Source organism: Flavobacterium sangjuense (genome assembly GCF_004797125.1).
Lineage (GTDB): Bacteria > Bacteroidota > Bacteroidia > Flavobacteriales > Flavobacteriaceae > Flavobacterium > Flavobacterium sangjuense.
The window spans coordinates 157,776-174,043 of record NZ_CP038810.1; the positions used below are offsets into that span (position 1 = coordinate 157,776).

15 protein-coding genes are annotated in these 16,268 nt (G+C 35.7%); 1 reads left to right on the forward strand and 14 read right to left on the reverse strand.

The window, feature by feature from the left end:
* Nucleotides 1-10: 10 nt before the first annotated feature.
* From paaD to GS03_RS00665, 14 genes are all read right to left on the reverse strand, one after another.
* On the reverse strand, nucleotides 11-511 hold the full coding sequence (paaD, locus tag GS03_RS00600) for a 1,2-phenylacetyl-CoA epoxidase subunit PaaD (protein WP_136150644.1): 501 nt from the start codon (nucleotides 509-511) through the stop codon (nucleotides 11-13).
* Between the two features lie 64 nt (nucleotides 512-575).
* Nucleotides 576-1,328 (reverse strand): 1,2-phenylacetyl-CoA epoxidase subunit PaaC, encoded by a 753-nt coding sequence (gene paaC, locus GS03_RS00605; RefSeq protein WP_136150645.1) that lies wholly within the window; start codon nucleotides 1,326-1,328, stop codon nucleotides 576-578.
* 1 nt (nucleotide 1,329) lies between these two features.
* The gene (gene paaB / locus GS03_RS00610) at nucleotides 1,330-1,614 is read right to left on the reverse strand and encodes a 1,2-phenylacetyl-CoA epoxidase subunit PaaB (RefSeq protein WP_210726624.1); all 285 of its coding nucleotides are present in this window, start codon (nucleotides 1,612-1,614) and stop codon (nucleotides 1,330-1,332) included.
* A gap of 9 nt (nucleotides 1,615-1,623) precedes the next feature.
* Complete coding sequence (gene paaA, locus GS03_RS00615) at nucleotides 1,624-2,580, reverse strand: 1,2-phenylacetyl-CoA epoxidase subunit PaaA (protein ID WP_136150647.1); 957 nt, start codon at nucleotides 2,578-2,580, stop codon at nucleotides 1,624-1,626.
* An 87-nt stretch (nucleotides 2,581-2,667) separates the two neighbouring features.
* Nucleotides 2,668-3,741, reverse strand: coding sequence for a 1,2-phenylacetyl-CoA epoxidase subunit PaaE (gene paaE, locus GS03_RS00620; RefSeq protein ID WP_136150648.1), 1,074 nt, complete (start codon nucleotides 3,739-3,741; stop codon nucleotides 2,668-2,670).
* A 115-nt stretch (nucleotides 3,742-3,856) separates the two neighbouring features.
* Nucleotides 3,857-4,432 (reverse strand): TetR/AcrR family transcriptional regulator, encoded by a 576-nt coding sequence (locus tag GS03_RS00625; RefSeq protein WP_136150649.1) that lies wholly within the window; start codon nucleotides 4,430-4,432, stop codon nucleotides 3,857-3,859.
* Nucleotides 4,433-4,487: 55 nt separating this feature from the next.
* Complete coding sequence (locus GS03_RS00630) at nucleotides 4,488-5,135, reverse strand: response regulator (protein WP_136150650.1); 648 nt, start codon at nucleotides 5,133-5,135, stop codon at nucleotides 4,488-4,490.
* A gap of 246 nt (nucleotides 5,136-5,381) precedes the next feature.
* The gene (locus GS03_RS00635) at nucleotides 5,382-7,334 is read right to left on the reverse strand and encodes a tetratricopeptide repeat-containing sensor histidine kinase (RefSeq protein WP_136150651.1); all 1,953 of its coding nucleotides are present in this window, start codon (nucleotides 7,332-7,334) and stop codon (nucleotides 5,382-5,384) included.
* A 2-nt stretch (nucleotides 7,335-7,336) separates the two neighbouring features.
* Nucleotides 7,337-9,232 (reverse strand): tetratricopeptide repeat-containing sensor histidine kinase, encoded by a 1,896-nt coding sequence (locus tag GS03_RS00640; protein WP_136150652.1) that lies wholly within the window; start codon nucleotides 9,230-9,232, stop codon nucleotides 7,337-7,339.
* 57 nt (nucleotides 9,233-9,289) lie between these two features.
* On the reverse strand, nucleotides 9,290-9,565 hold the full coding sequence (locus GS03_RS00645; RefSeq protein ID WP_136150653.1) for a hypothetical protein: 276 nt from the start codon (nucleotides 9,563-9,565) through the stop codon (nucleotides 9,290-9,292).
* Nucleotides 9,566-9,580: 15 nt separating this feature from the next.
* Nucleotides 9,581-11,002 (reverse strand): hypothetical protein, encoded by a 1,422-nt coding sequence (locus tag GS03_RS00650; protein WP_136150654.1) that lies wholly within the window; start codon nucleotides 11,000-11,002, stop codon nucleotides 9,581-9,583.
* Nucleotides 11,003-11,065: 63 nt separating this feature from the next.
* Entirely contained in the window at nucleotides 11,066-12,904 is a 1,839-nt protein-coding gene (locus GS03_RS00655) for an outer membrane protein assembly factor BamB family protein (RefSeq protein ID WP_136150655.1), read from the reverse strand.
* 26 nt (nucleotides 12,905-12,930) lie between these two features.
* The gene (locus GS03_RS00660) at nucleotides 12,931-13,320 is read right to left on the reverse strand and encodes a hypothetical protein (RefSeq protein ID WP_136150656.1); all 390 of its coding nucleotides are present in this window, start codon (nucleotides 13,318-13,320) and stop codon (nucleotides 12,931-12,933) included.
* 76 nt (nucleotides 13,321-13,396) lie between these two features.
* Nucleotides 13,397-14,347 carry a GSCFA domain-containing protein gene (locus GS03_RS00665; RefSeq protein WP_136150657.1) on the reverse strand — a complete coding sequence of 317 codons (951 nt, stop codon included), beginning with the start codon at nucleotides 14,345-14,347 and terminating at the stop codon, nucleotides 13,397-13,399.
* 123 nt (nucleotides 14,348-14,470) lie between these two features.
* Between GS03_RS00665 and GS03_RS00670 the strand changes: the two genes are divergently transcribed.
* Nucleotides 14,471-16,222: an ABC transporter ATP-binding protein gene (locus tag GS03_RS00670; RefSeq protein ID WP_136150658.1), complete on the forward strand. Its 1,752-nt coding sequence runs from the start codon at nucleotides 14,471-14,473 to the stop codon at nucleotides 16,220-16,222.
* Nucleotides 16,223-16,268 lie beyond the last annotated feature (46 nt).

The following is a 16,268-nucleotide window of genomic DNA, read 5'->3' on the forward strand; positions in this document are numbered from 1 at the left end:
CCTAAACGGTTTATTTTAAACATTTGAAATAGTCAAAAGGCTCCAGACAATCTTCGCACTGAAAAAAAGCTTTGCAGGCTGTTGATCCGAACTGGCTTATTAATTTGGTGTTCAACGAACCGCATTGCGGACATTTGACTACTTTTTTGTTTCCCAATAATGCTTCTTTGTCTGCCTCGGCAGTTAACGGAGAAGCTATTCCGTATTTTTCTAATGCTGCTCTGCCTTTTGGTGTAATCCATTCGGTGGTCCAGGCTGGTGACAGAATTAAATTTACTTTGGCTTCGTAGCCTTTTTGTTTGAATGCTAACTTAATATCATCTGCAATTACATCCATTGCGGGACAACCACTGTAAGTTGGTGTAATTTCAACCTCAACTATTCCATTCACAATAACAGCAGAACGGACAACTCCCATTTCCATAATAGACAACACCGGAATTTCCGGATCGGAAACCGTTTCCAGAATTTCGAATAGTTTTTGGTCGATATGTATTAATTGTTCTGTCATAGTTTAACCACAAAGGTTTGTTTGTTCTCACAAAGGCGCAGAGGTGCAAAACTGTATTTCTAAATTACCAATTCATATTGGGATACGTTCTTTGCATATATTGCAAATCAGCTAATAAATAACCCATGTGCTCGCTGTGAATGCCTTGCTTCCCTCCTTTTTGAAAGTATTCAACGGTTGGTGTTTGCAAGGTTGCTTCTTCTAAAATAGTTCTTGCTTTTTGATAAAAACCCGCTTTTAAAAGTGTCACATCTACACCAATTCCTTCAGCAACCATAGCTTTATCAGCCTCAGTTTGATGAAACAATTCATCGGTAAAAACCCATAAATCATTTACTGCAGTTTGAATTCTGTCGTGGCTTTCTTCAGTACCATCACCTAATCTTCTTATCCAATCAGAAGAGAAGCGCGTATGATATAAAACCTCTTTGATACTTTTTTTGGCAATGGCTGAAAGCATTTCGTCTTTGCTGTTTTGCAATTCTTCCAACAACGCCAAATGATAAATATCGAACAGGAATTGTCTTGTGATGGAATAAGCAAAATCGGTATTAGGTTGTTCTACCAGCAGCACGTTTTTATATTCTCTTTCCAAACGCAAAAAAGCGATTGTATCTTCAGTCACATCTCCTCCTTGTAATTTCGCGGCGTATTGATAATAACTACGCACTTGCCCCAATAAATCCAGAGAAATATTGGTCATCGCGATATCTGTTTCAAGGCTTGGACCGTGACCGCAAAGTTCGCCCAAACGCTGACCCAAAATGAGTGCGTTATCGGCGATTCCGTAGATGTATTGCACTAAATTGTCTTTCATCTTACATGTGTTTTAATTCGTCCGGAAGTTCATAGAACGTAGGATGACGGTAGGCTTTATCTTTTGCAGGTTCAAAAAGTTCTGCGCTGTTTTCCGGATTGGATGCTGTGATTTGAGCCGATGGAACTACCCAAATGCTCACGCCTTCCATTCTGCGGGTATAAACATCGCGTGCGTTTTCTAAAGCCATTGTTGCATCACTCGCATGAAGTGAACCGCAATGACGGTGTTCTAATCCGTTTTTACTTCTGATAAATACTTCCCAAAGTGGCCAGTTTTTCATAATTCCTAACTGTTATATTGCTTGTTTTACTTCTTTGTTGGCTTGTTTTTCGGCGTAAGCCATTGCGGCATCACGAACCCATTCACCATTACTCCATGCTTTTTTACGGGCATCAATTCTGATTTTGTTGCATGGCCCGTGGCCTTTTACAACCTGCCAAAACTCATCCCAATCCAATTCTCCGAATTCGTAATGTTTGGTTTCTGCGTTCCATTTTAATGTCGGATCCGGAATGGTTAAACCAATCATATCAGCTTGTGGCACGGTTTGATCTACAAACTGCTGACGTAGTTCGTCATTGGTTTTTCTTTTTAGTTTCCATTTCATTGATTGCTCTGTGTGAACAGAAGCATCGTCTGTTGGTCCCAACATCATTAACGATGGAAACCACCAACGATTCAATGCATCTTGTGCCATCGCTTTTTGTTCCGGAGTACCTTCAGCCAAAGTCATCATAATTTGAAAACCCTGACGCTGGTGAAAACTTTCTTCTTTGCACACACGAACCATGGCGCGAGCATATGGGCCGAATGAAGTTGCACACAATGGCACCTGATTTATAATTGCAGCACCATCAACCAGCCAACCGATGGCGCCCATATCAGCCCATGTTAAGGTTGGGTAATTGAATATACTGGAATATTTGGCTTTGCCAGAATGCAGTTGTTCATACAATTCTTCGCGGGAAATCCCTAAGGTTTCGCAGGCACTGTATAGATACAAACCGTGACCGGCTTCGTCCTGAATTTTAGCCAATAAAGCTACTTTTCTTCTTAACGACGGAGCACGCGTTATCCAGTTGCCTTCGGGCAACATGCCTACAATTTCGGAATGCGCGTGTTGCGAAATCTGGCGAATGTGTGTCTGACGGTATTTTTCGGGCATCCAGTCTTTGGGCTCTATTTTTTCGTCGCGGGCAATGCGTGCATCGAATTGCTCTTCTAAACTTTTAATTTCTAATTCTGACATAATTTTCAATTTAATGTTCAGTTATATTGTATTCTTATTTTTTTTTAGCCCTCTTGTCATACTGACGAGACGGGAACCATCTCCTAATTATCCGCCAAAATCGACCACAATTTTTTTCGAAGTTGGTACGGCCTGGCAACTTAATGTATAATTTTTGGCTACTTCTGTAGCATCTAATGCGTAATTCACTTTCATTTCGGCGGTACCTTCTACGATTTTGCATCGACAAGTGCTGCAAACTCCACCTTTGCAGGCGAATGGTAAATCGGCTCCGGCGGCGATGGCGCTGTCGAGAATGTTGTCATAGGCTTCATCCATAATGAAGTGGAATTCTTTTCCGCCATCGATGATGGTGACTTCGGTTCCTTCTACTTTTTTCTCAACTATTTTGCTTATTCGTTTTTTATCTTCTTCTGATGTTCCGGTGTTGAACAGTTCGAAATGTATTTTTTCCGCTGGTAATCCTGCTGCGGTTAATTCATCGCGCAAGAGGTAAATCATTTGTTCCGGACCGCAGATGAAACAATCGTCTGTGGAAGGAATGTCGATAATTTTATCAGTTAGGATTTGGAGTTTTTCTTTGGTAAACCTGCCGTTCAAAAGTTCGATGCTTCGGTGTTCTTTGGTTAAGAAATGAAAGATTTCAAAACGCCCGAAATATTTATTTTTGAGTTGCTCAATTTCCTCTTTAAAGATAATTGATTTTACGGTTCGATTGAGATAAAACAATTTAAAAGTGCTGTTAGGCTCTGCTGCCAAATGTGTTTTGATGATGGACAATATTGGCGTTATTCCGCTACCGGCGGCAAAGGCGATATAGTTTTTGGATTGCTTCTGATTCACAGGTGTGTGGAAAGCTCCGTGAGGCGCAATTAAATCGAGCGAATCCCCTTTTTTCAAAGTATCATTTACAAAAGTAGAAAAAACACCATCACTGATTTTTTTAACCGCAACCTGCCATTTGTTTTCCATTGGGCTGGAACATAACGAATATGAACGTCTTTCATCTTTACCATTGATGTTTGCTCTTACTGTTAAATGTTGTCCTTGTGTGAATTGGAATTCTTCTTTCAAATCGACCGGAATATCAAAGGTAATCACCGAACAATCTTTGGTTGTTTTATAAATATCTGCGACTTTAATGCTATGAAATTTTGCCATAAATCTGATTTACAATAAAACTAACAACTGTTAGTTTACTATGCAAATTTAAGGAATAATTATTAAAACGTTACTATAACGATTGAAAAATTAACAACCTCTGATTATCAGCAAATTAATCTACTACAATTCCGTTTAATAAAACCTGAATCATATTGGATTTCAGGACTTTTGGGTCGGGGCTTTTTTTCTTTCCGTACCAAAGATAAAGTGTGCGTAATGTAGAAAGTGTGGAGAAAATGATTACTTCGAGATTGAGGTTTTTGATTTCACCATCGGCGATTCCCTTTTTGATGATTGTTCGAAAGTTTTCTTCGTAATCTTCCCGCATTTTGATGAAATACGTCAATTCGGCGTCTGCCAAATGCATCCAATCGTTATTTAAACACGCCAATGCATTGGCATCGCGCAAGGTAATATCGATGTGCAATTGGATGATTCTTTCAATTTTTTTGATGGTGGTTTCGTTAGAACTTACGACTTCGTTTATGGTATTGGTGAATTCTTCGGCAATTTCAATAACGATTAAAACCAGAATTTCCTGTTTGGATTTGATATGATTGTACAAACTCGCCGCTTTGATATCCATAGCCTGTGCAATGTCGCGCATGGTTACGGCACTGTATCCTTTCTCTTTGAAAAGTTGGGCAGCCACAGTAATGATTTCGGTTTTTCTGTCGGTAATTTTCATAATCAGTCCAAATATAAAATTAATTTCGAACCGATTAGCTAACAACTGTAAGTTTCTAAATCAGATTATTACTTTTAGCCTTTTGAATGGCTTCCAGTTTGTTGTGCACCTGAAGTTTGGTGTAAATATTCTCAATGTGTTTCCGAACCGTAGAAGGCGACAAAAAAAGATTATCGGAAATGATATTGTAATTCAATCCTTTGCTCAATTGCTCTAGAACTTCTATTTCTCTTGCGGTCAGTTTGATTTCATCATCACATTTTTGCTCAAAATCGATTGGATTACGCAATAGTTTCAATGTTTTTAAAGCTATTGACGGATTCATGGCTGCACCACCATTTAGCGTTTCTATGATTCCCTGATGCAACTCTTTTGGATTTACTTCTTTTAGCAAATAGCCATCGGCACCAGCTTTTATAGCATTAAAAATATTTTCATCATTATCAAAAACGGTGAGCATGATGATTTTGATTTGCGGATATTTAGTTTTGATGATTTGTGTGGCTTCAATACCATTACAATTTGGCATTTCAATATCCATGAGGATTAAATCAATGTTTTTATTTTGCTCTAGTTTGTGTTGAATTTCGTTGCCATCGATAGCGGTGAATTTTAAAACCAAATCGTCAAAAAAAGACAGCTTTTCGGCTACTGCTTTTTGCAAAAAAACGTTATCATCTACTATGGCTATTCTTACGGACATACTTAAAGGAATTATAAAGCAAATTAGCGTATTTTTTCAAGTTCGCCTACTGATTTTAAAAAAAGTCCTTTTCATACTTATGATTTAGCTTGAATAAACCACAGAATGAAAAGGACAACAATAAAAACAACCTAAGTTATTTTATAAATATCAATACCACTTGACAAATCAAATTTGATAAGATAATCTGATAAAAAAAATACGGCAAATGCCGTATTTAAATCCTTATTGTTTTTCTGCTAGTTTTTATCCTTTTACTTTTATTACGATTTCGGTTCCGGTTGTTGCATTTGTGATAAACTCAATATCACCGTTGATGTCATAAATTCTCTTTTTCATATTATTTATACCGTTACCTAATTCAATTTTATCGACATCAAATCCTTTCCCGTCATCTTTAATTGTTATAATCAGAACATCATTATTAGATTTAATATCAATTTTTATGCTCTTGGCTTCCGCATATTTAATACTATTGTTTATGGCTTCCTGAATCGTTCTGTAAATGTTCATTCCTTCTATTGAAGGAAATTTAATTTCTTTTAAATTGTCTTCGATATGAAACGAAAACTGGATTTCTTCTTTGGCTTCTTTGGCCTTATCGATAAAGTTGTGAATTCTTGTCTGCAAATCTTCCAGTGAAATTTCGCTGCTGTTCATTGCCCAAATCGTGTCCCGAAGTTCAATGATGGTTGACTTGGCAAAATTACTGATGCTCGAAATCTTATTGTCCAGTTTGGAGTTTTGTATCTCAAAAGCATATTTAATATTATCGACTGACGAAATGATAAAGGTTAGTTGCGACCCAATATTATCATGCAAATCTCTTGATATTTGAAGCCGTTGCTCCTGTAATTTGTTTTGGGTTTCGATTTTACTGATAGCCGATTTGAGCTCAAACTCTTGTTCCTGTTGCTTGTTTTTGAGTTTTTGTTGGCGATACACCAAATAGATTATTATCAGCAACGCTAAAGAAATCAATCCCAAAATCAGGAACTGCGTATTCTTATTTTTGATTTCTAATTCGCGTGTGGCGATTTCAGCTTTTGACTTTTGAAGCAGTTTTTCTTTTTTCTCCGTTTGGTATTTCGTTTCCAATTCGGCGGTTTGTTTAACCGTATTGTCAACGAGTAATTGCTCATTTACGATTGCCCATTTATTGACATAAAAACTCACGCTGTCAGGCTGATTCAGATTCGAACAAACAACGATTAATGAATTGTAATTTATCTGTAATTTATCGTTGAGCTCTTCTTTTTCGTATACTTTTTTTGTGGACAGCAATAAACTTTTTGCCTTATCGTATTTTTTGTCTGCTATGTATTCCTTTGCCAGGTTTAAATCAAAATTTGTTTTATCTAAATTTGAATTTAAAGCTTCTCTTGCCTCTTTAGATTTCTCATAAAGAGCTAACGCATCTTTAGATTTTTTCTGAGCAGTTTTGATAGTAGCTATATTATTAAATCCGCTTGAAATTCCTTTTTGATTGCCAACTGTTGTGCAGGCTTTAACGCTTTTATTGTAGTAATTTAAAGCATGCAGCGTATCATTCATCTGAAGATATACATTACCTAGATTCAGGCAGGAAACACACAACTCTTCGGTGAAATTATTTTTTTCCTGATACTTTACGACAGCACTTATGTATTGCAATGCCTTTGGATAGTTCTTTAGTTTGAGGAGAATTAACCCGATATTTCCTTTTGTAATACTGGTGTTTTTCTCGTCTTTTATACTTTCAAAATAATGCAACGCTTCTAAAAACGAACTCATCGCCTCTTTATAGTGCTGCGTTTTTTCATAGATGTTGGCCAAATTATTATTGATTTTGGCCAAACCTCTGCTGTCATTTCTCAGCTTTCTGATTTTATATGCTTTGAGGTAATTTGCTTTGGAATTTTGAAAATCTCCTTTCATAAAATATACAGCACCAATGTCGCTATAAACTTGAGCCATCAAGGTTGAATCCGATAATTTTACGGATTCCCGAATTGCTTTTTCACCATAATTCAACGCCGAATCGGTAGCGATTTTTGAGTAATACCAAGTTAAATCAGAATAAATAACTGCAGTTCTCTTGGCGTCAGGATTATTTTTTAATTCTTTTTTTAAATTGTCGATTAACTCCTGGGCATTTTGAGCAAAACCAAAATTAAATCCAAGCAGACAAAACAGCATTAATCCAATAACTCTTTTCATGTTTATTTATTAAAAAACAAATTAATTTTGGTTCCGTTACTGTTGCTTTGCAGTTCAAATTTCCCGCCGATTTCGGCAATTCTTTTTTGCATATTCATCAATCCGTAGCCACTTTCTACAGCTTTTTCATCAAATCCTTTTCCGTCATCTTTGACAGTGATTTTGACAGCTTCATTCTCCCGTTTTGCATCGATGGCAATACTTTTAGCCGCTGCATATTTGATACTGTTATTGATGGCTTCCTGTATGGTTCTGTAAATATTCATTCCTTCAATTGAAGTAAAGATTACATTTTTTAAACTTTTTTCTATGGTAAAATTAAAGCTGATTTCTGCCTTGGCTTCTTTGGCTTTTTCAATAAAATTATGAATTCTTGTTTGTAAATCTTCGAGTGAAATTTCACTGTTATTCATCGCCCAAATGGTGTCGCGAAGTTCTACTATAGTCGACTTGGCAAAATTGCTGATGCTGGAAAGCTTGTTGTCAAGTTTTGAATTTTTGAGTTCAAAAGCATATTTAATATTATCGACAGACGAAATTATAAAGGTGAGTTGCGACCCAATATTATCATGCAAATCTCTTGATATTTGAAGTCGTTGTTCCTGCAGTTTGCTTTGATTTTCAATTTTTACAATAGCCGATTTGAGTTCAAATTCCTGTTCCTGTTGCTTGTTTTTTAGTTTTTGTTGGCGATAAACCAAATAGATTATTATTAGCAATGCCAATGAAATCATTCCTAAAATCAGGAACTGCATATTCTTCTTTTTGATTTCTAATTCCCGGGTTGCGATTTCAGCTTTTGACTTTTGGAGCAATTTTTCTTTCTTTTCATTTTGATATTTTGCTTCCAGTTCTGAAAATATTTTGGCTCTGTCTTTCTCAAAAACAGAATCTCTTATTTTTATATAATTCTCCTGATCCTCAACCGTTTTTTGAAGGTTATTTCTTTTCTTGTTGAACAAACTTCGGCTCATATAAAAATCCCGAAGTTTTTCTGCACTCATGCTTTTTTTAGCAGCATCATGAGCTATTTCAAACATTTTTTCTGCCTTGGTAAAATCATCCGTTTCATAGGCTATTCGGGCTAAATTGGTATAACAGGTGGCAAGGTCATAATAATAAAGTGCATCTTTTTTTTGTCCGGATTTTTTAAAATTTATTTCATTAATCACCCTCGAAGATTCAATCCATCGTTTCGCTTCCTTGTATTTTTTCTGTTTTATTAAAGTGTTCCCAATATTATTATAAGTATCGGGAATCTCCAGCGTATCTTTTCCTTTAAAATATTTAAAAACCTTTTTATGGTAATATAATGCACTATCGGGTTTTTCCCAGTCATCATAATTTATCGCAATTGCGTTTAAAGCATGCCAAATACTTTCTTTGCTGCTTTTTTTTTTGCTTAGCCAATAATTCAGGGATTTTTTTCCGTAATAAATTCCTTTTTTATAACTCTCAAAATCATGATAATTTAATGACAGATTTGTATACCAATAGCCAACCCATTTTTCCTTGTTTTCTTTTTCAGCTATTTTTAACCCATTAAAACTGTAGCTGATTGCTTTGTCATACTGTCCTTGTTTATTGTAAACCTTGGCTATATTATTATAGACCGTCATAAGCGAATTAAAATCCCCACCGTTTTGCAGCAATTTTATCGCCTTTTCCCCATACACAACTGAACTGTCTAACTTGTTGTAGTCGCAGCAGCGTGCATTTTTACAGAAATAATATTGGGCTTCATCCGCAGTTGTTTTGATGCTTTTTTTTGCTACTTTAAAGTAGTAATCCGAAGAATCCTGAGATTGAAATGCTTTGATTAATATCTTCTGAATCTCCTGAGAAAATCCATTTGAGAAACATAATAAGGTGAAGATAAGAATATACTGTTTGGTCATTTGAAGAAATTATATGATAAATATATTAAAAATGTTAAAATAAAAAGTTTAACATATTCATTTTCTTGGATATAAACCTTCAATCAGGTCAACATTGAGTTCATAAATTTCTTTGTTGAGTGTGGAATTAATATAGTTTAGTTTTTGCTTTAATTCTTCTGACAATTGTAGTTGATTATTTTGAAGTTGCTGCTCGTTGCTTAACTGCACAATAAAGTCTTCCAAAAATTTTACCCTGGAACGGAATTTCTGTCTGTCTAATTGGATTTTATTGATTAAATAAATAATAAATATCAAAAACAAAATGGTCATTAGGGCTAAAAAATTTGTCATATTTTTAAAAATAAATTATTTATACAGGTTCTTTTTTGCAATAGCAATACTCTTCAAAACATTCTTCCCATCGGTAATTGAAATGAAGTATAAAATTTCATTTTTTTCATCATAATAAGGCAAACTGTCAAATTCATTTGTATTGACTTTGCTTCCAAGATTTATAGGTTCTGACCAGTTTTTCCAGGTATCATCCAATCGATAGGAAACATAGATATCAAGATCTCCAAAACCACTGAATCCGTTGCTGCTGAACAGCAATGTTTTTTGATCAGCCAATAACTGAGGTGCCCCTTCATCATTAGCGGAATTGATTGCTTTACCCATGCTTTGCAGGAAACTATAGGTGCCGTCTTCTTTTTGTTGTGCAAAATATAGATCGGTTCCGCCTTGCGTAAAATCGGTTTCTATAGCCATAATAAAAACTTTCGCATCTGCAGTTATCGTCGCCTCTGAAGTATCCTCATAGTTATTATAAGCGGTAACTTTTACCGGCCCGGCTTTTTCATAATTTCCATTCTTAATTGAAAAAAGAGTATAACCTGTTTCATTGGTTCCATTGCTATAACCATCTCCGCCTTTTAACAGAAAATCAGCACCGACATATTCCATATAGTTATATGTTGCGCCAGTATTTAAGGCTGTTTCTAAAGTTCTATTCCCCCAGCTGCCATCTGGTTTTTTTGAAAAAGAATAAATCAATTCTGTGTCATTATCAACTGCTGAGATATACATTTTCTTGCCTTCACTAGTTATTGTTGGGCTTGTTAGTATTTCTCCCTCTAACGCTACAGTTGTTGACGGAGACAATTTCTCGAAAGCTTCGTTTGTATTTATTTGAGCCTCAAGCGGTGTTTCTGAATCTGAAATACCAATGGCATCAATTTGTTTTTGTCCCGGAAGCAATGCAAAATTGAATTCTACTCTAACGGCAACAACTCCCGAAACAGCATTTTCAAGAATCGCATTTTCAATTCCCGGATTCAGAACATCTGGAGCTTCCTGCACTTTTCTTCTTTTTCGCTTGAAATAATATTTACGATCAGCCGGAATAGTTGCTTTAAACGTTGGTGTTTTATAATTCAGTTTTCGCGACCAAACGGTTTCATATTTTCCTGAACCTGTATCAACTCCGATTTTTACCACACAACCGGCATTTAAGTTTTCAAAAATGGCTACCTGTTTAACGGTTTGTGGTTTTTCAAAACTTACTTGCACCCATTCGTAACCATTAAGTGCATTTTTTGGTGTCCAGGCATTTGGACTGCTTCCGGCTTGTGGAAAAGCGTCTGGTTTTCCTAATATTCTTTTAATTCCAAATTGTTTTCCGCCCAAATCTGAAGAATATTTTATCAGTTTATTGGCCCATTGCACTTGTTGCGCATTCACAGAAAAAAGAAGAAAGAGAAAAGAGAAAAGAGAAAAAAATGTTTTCATAATGTTATAATTAAAAAGGACTGTAAGTCTCAAGTTACAGCCCTTTTTGTCCAAACTAAAATCCTAATTATTTACTTTTATTTTCTCTACTTTTTTACCTTTGAAAGCAAAGATATATTCACCATCATCGGTAATGTCGATTCCGGAGCCATATTTTGGACTACCGCCTTTTCCTTTGGATTGAACAGAACCTTTGGTATCACCATTGGCCATATCAATTCCGTAGATAATGTTTTTACTGTTTCTTTGATCTCTCAGGAAATAATTATCGCCGATATGATAGAAATAATCTACTCCTTTTATTTTATCAGAAGCATAAGCACGAGTACCATCTTTTTTGTTATAGGCAGCCAAACCTTTTTCTGAAAGTACCACTACTCTGTCTCCAAAATCGATAACATCACTGGCTTTACCTACTTTAGCATCGTTGTGTTTTACATCAAACAATTGATTTCCTGAAGCAATGTCATAACCATAGAATTCGTCTCCATCACCAACAAAAACCGTTTTATCATTATCAATAATTAAATCGGTAATTCTTTTGTCGAATTTTTCAGAACGCCAGGCTGTTGTTCCTGTTTTGTCATCCAATGCTAATACACTATTTTTTTGTGCTTTATAATCCCAATAAATATAAGGAACCCATTGCTTCATAGTTCCTCCACCAAAACCGCCCAGAGCCATTCCTGCAGATAATCCATTTGAGGTTTCTTCTAATCTATATTCCTGTACTTGCACTTTTCCGCCAACCTGTACCATGATTTTGTCTCCGGTTTTATAGATGTTTGGCATACAAAAAGCACCTGTTATTTTTTCTGAAGCCCAAAGTAATTTCCCCGAAGCCAAATCATGTTTTTCTACATATTTAGTTCTGTCTCTTGTTCCCAACATAACCAAATAAACCGCATCTTCAGTAAACAAAGGATCAGCTAATGTTCTGTATATTTTTGAACGTCTTCCACCGCTGAATAAACCACCATTGGCTCCGCCCATATCATTTTCATAAGTTGCGCTCCATAATTTTTGTCCAGTGTTGTAATCATACACATTCATTCCATCCAAATACATGAAAATTTTATCCCCTTTTATCCACAAATCAATAATTGCTCTTCGGGTAACCAATTCTTTTTCGATAGTTCCTGTAAATGTTGCATCCCAAAGAATGTCACCATTAACCGCATTAATTCGAACCAATTGGTTTTTGAATCCTGAAAATAATGCTCCCAAAGCAGTCGGCTTGAAATTCACCATGATGATTTCATTCCTTTTGGCATCATAAATATATTTCCCAACACCACCTTTAAAACGATTGGTTTCCCAAACTTTCTCTCCCGTATTGGCTTTCACTAAAATCACCGAATTTCTTTGAGAAATTAAAAACGAATCCAGTTCATAGATGTATTTCACGGTTTCCAATTCACCGTCATCCGTACCTTCCTCTTTTTTTGCACCGCCTTTTGGAATAAGATCTTGGTATAATTCCGAATTCCATAATTCTCTTCCGGATTCCAAATCCAAAACGGCAACTCTGTCGGTTCCTAATTTTCGGGCATCAAACAAAAATAAATAACCTCCTTTTTCTTTCCAAATAGTGTATTGGTATTCAGAATTATTGGTTTTATTGGTCGTCAGTTTTTTATAATCACCACTCCAAATTGTTTTCCCGCTTTCATCTATTACGCTTGCTGAATTGTCGTCGGTACCAATAATAAATTGTCCGTTTCCGTCACACAAAGCCAATCGTGAAGCTTTGTTGTCAAACTCTGATTCCCAAACGGTGGCAAAACTTCCCGATTTTTTTCCGGCACCTTTGCCTTTGCCTAATAACTTCCCAAACTGGGCAGTTGCTGGTAATGTGACTGCTAAACTTAGCACCATCATTACTAAAATACTTTTTTTCATTGTTTATTGCTTTTATTGTAGGGTTATTAAAATGTCACGGTATAACGAATCTTATAACGTTGTTGTTTTTGAAGTTTAAATTGAAATTTGTGCTGTAGAATATAGTCCGACATGAAATTGATAAAATCAATATTCTTGATGTCGCTGTCTACTTTGAAAAAGGAAGAAACCTTTCCGTTTTGTACCACACCAATGTCAACAACCATAGTTCCTTTGACATCAGCATATTTTTTGTTTTTCTTTTTTGTAAAATCTGAGGATTGAAAAACTTCGTCGATTTCTTTTGTTACTGTTGCCGAAACTTCTTCCTCATCTGTCAGCACAGGTCTTTGGGTAAAGAGGTTACTTTGCCCAAATGCATTGGCAGTACACAGCATAAAAAATGCAAATACTAGTGTAGTTTTTAAAATTTTCATGGTTTTAGGTTGTTAATTACATAGCAAACCTATGATTAAAACCTAAAGAAGGAAATACGACAAATGTCGTATTTTGTTAAAATTGAAAGTGCGGAAATTTTTCTTGAAGCCTGATAATCTTATCGTTAAGATTGCTTAGGAATTTTTGATGGCTATCAGAATTGGGATTAAAAGGTCGGTGTGCTAATGCTTTTTGGATGCTGCAAACTTCTTCCATTGTTGCATGGTTTTCTTCTGAAATATAGTTTTCGAAAAAGCGAATCCAAATATAATCTATCGCGGTTTGGTTTGGATGCAGCATATCTTCAGCATAAAAACGATAGTCGCGTAATTCATCCATTAGGATTTCGTAGGAAGGGAAATAGTTGCACTTCAACAAGCTCAGTGTGACAACATTGTGCAAAGCAGAAATCAAATTCGCTTTGCTTCGTTGGTTTTCCACAAAACCATCTTTGATATGTCGAACCGGTGAAACCGTGAAGATGAAATAGCAATTCGTATTGACTTTTTGAATTAAGTCAATAGTGTTTTTAATAGACTTCTCGATAGTTGTAACCGATAGAATTTCTTTATCAAATTGGCTTTGCGGCACTTTATGACAATTGGCTACAATTTTTTCAGCTGCTTTGTTTCGGTAAACCCAGGATGTTCCGTAGGTAATAATGATGTGTGTTGATGCGGTTATTTGGTTATTCGTTTGCTCCAGAATTTGATTCAGATTTTGCAAAAAAATTTCCTTATCCGGATGACTCAACTCCGAATGCACTTCGAAACAATGCCACAAATCGTTATGGAATAAAATATCGTTTTCCGTAAACTTTTGATTCGTTACCGCTCTCGAAATCAGCTTTTCAATAGAAACCGGATTAAAAATTATCCCAAATGGATTAGTCTCATTTTGGAATTTAAAATAGCTAAACTTCTCGCCCATGTTTTCGGCAAAACACGAACCTAATGATACAATTTTAGAATCATAGTTTATCGGATTGTTCGATTTAGCTATTGGTACTTTAGTAGTGAAATCCATTCTTCAAAAATACAAAATGATTCTGAACCTAAAACTCTCTATCGCGTCATAAAGTAATATAATTCCATTAACAATTGTCTGACCTTTTATTTTCTACTTTTGCTACACAAAATTTTATACTTCATGAAACTACTATACGCTTATCTCAAAAAACATAAACTGCTCTTGTTTTTTGCGCTGTTGATGGCTGCAATAAACATTTGCTTTAGCTTATCCGATTCGGTAATCACCGGTAAATTGATGCAGGATTGCGGTGTTGGCATCTCAAAATACAAAGGCAACGAAATTGGTTTCATTAAGTCACTTTCTTTTTGGCTTGGCTTATCACTTGGTGCAGCTATGATTTCCAGAATTACCAAAAACTTCCAGGATTATTTTACCAATATCGTAATCCAAAGAACTGGTGCCGAAATGTACACTGACGGAATTAAAAAATCATTGGATTTGCCTTATGAAGAATTTGAAGACCAACGAAGTGGCGAAACTTTAAGTAAGTTAACCAAAGTACGTTCCGATTCCGAAAAGCTGATTACACTTTCTATTTCATTGATATTTCAAACGGTAATCGGATTCATTTTTGTGATTGTTTATGTTGGAAATATTGATTACAGAATCTCGATTATCTTTTTGATTACGGCTCCGATTATTGCACTTATTAGTTCGTATTTGGGTAAAAAGATAAAAATCGTTTCCCGAAAAATCGTCACACAAACCAATTCGTTAGCGGGTTCAACAACCGAAAGTTTGCGAAATATTGAATTGGTAAAAAGTTTGGGATTAACCTATCAGGAAGAAAAACGTCTGAATTTAAACACGTTGAAAATCCTGCAACTCGAATTACAAAAAATTCGTTTTATCAGAAGTTTAAGTTTCATACAAGGAACTACGGTTCATTTTTTACGAACGTGTGTAGTGTTTACGCTGTATTATTTCTTGTTTGGTGACAAAATAATTGTTGGTGATTTATTGACGATGGTATTTTTTACCTTCTTTATTTTTGGGCCTTTACAGGAATTGGGTTCGTTTATTATTGCATTGAATGAAACCAAAGTTTCTATGGAAAATTTCAAAGAATTATTGAATGCACCAAAAGAATTTCGTCCTAAAAATGCCAAGCATGTTGGCGACATTCAAGCGTTACATTTCTCCAATGTTAGTTTCAAACACAAAACGGCAAAACATCCCGCAGTGGAAGACATTACTTTCGATATCAAGCAAGGCGAAACAGTTGCTTTTGTTGGTCCGTCAGGAGCAGGAAAAACAACTTTGGTAAAACTTTTGGTTGGATTGTATCCGCCGGCAAAAGGCCATGTGAAATACAACTCAATTGATTCTTCTGAAATAGATTTATTGGATTTGAGAAAACAACTCGGATTCGTAACTCAGGATGCACAATTGTTTTCGGGAACAATCAGGGAAAATTTATTGTTTGTAAAACCATCAGCAACCGATGAAGAATTATTGGAAGTCTTGCACAAAGCCAGCTGTGACAAATTATTAGCGCGTGCCGAAGACGGTTTGAATTCAACCATTGGCGAAGGTGGAATCAAAGTTTCCGGTGGCGAAAAGCAACGTTTATCTATTGCACGCGCCATTTTAAGAAACCCTAATTTATTGATATTTGATGAAGCAACCTCAGCTTTAGATTCGATTACAGAAGAAGAAATTAATGCTACGATTAGAAATATTTCAGACAAAAACAGAATCACCGTTTTAATTGCCCACCGATTGTCAACGGTAATGCACGCAGATAAGATATTTGTATTGGAACAAGGCCGAATCATCGAGCAAGGTAAACACGAAGCTTTGATAGAAGAAAAAGGTCTCTACTACGCGATGTGGCGTCAGCAGATTGGAGAGCGTAAAAAAGAATAAATATCAAAACCGAAATGAAATTTTAATCTATTTTTAAGTATCTTTT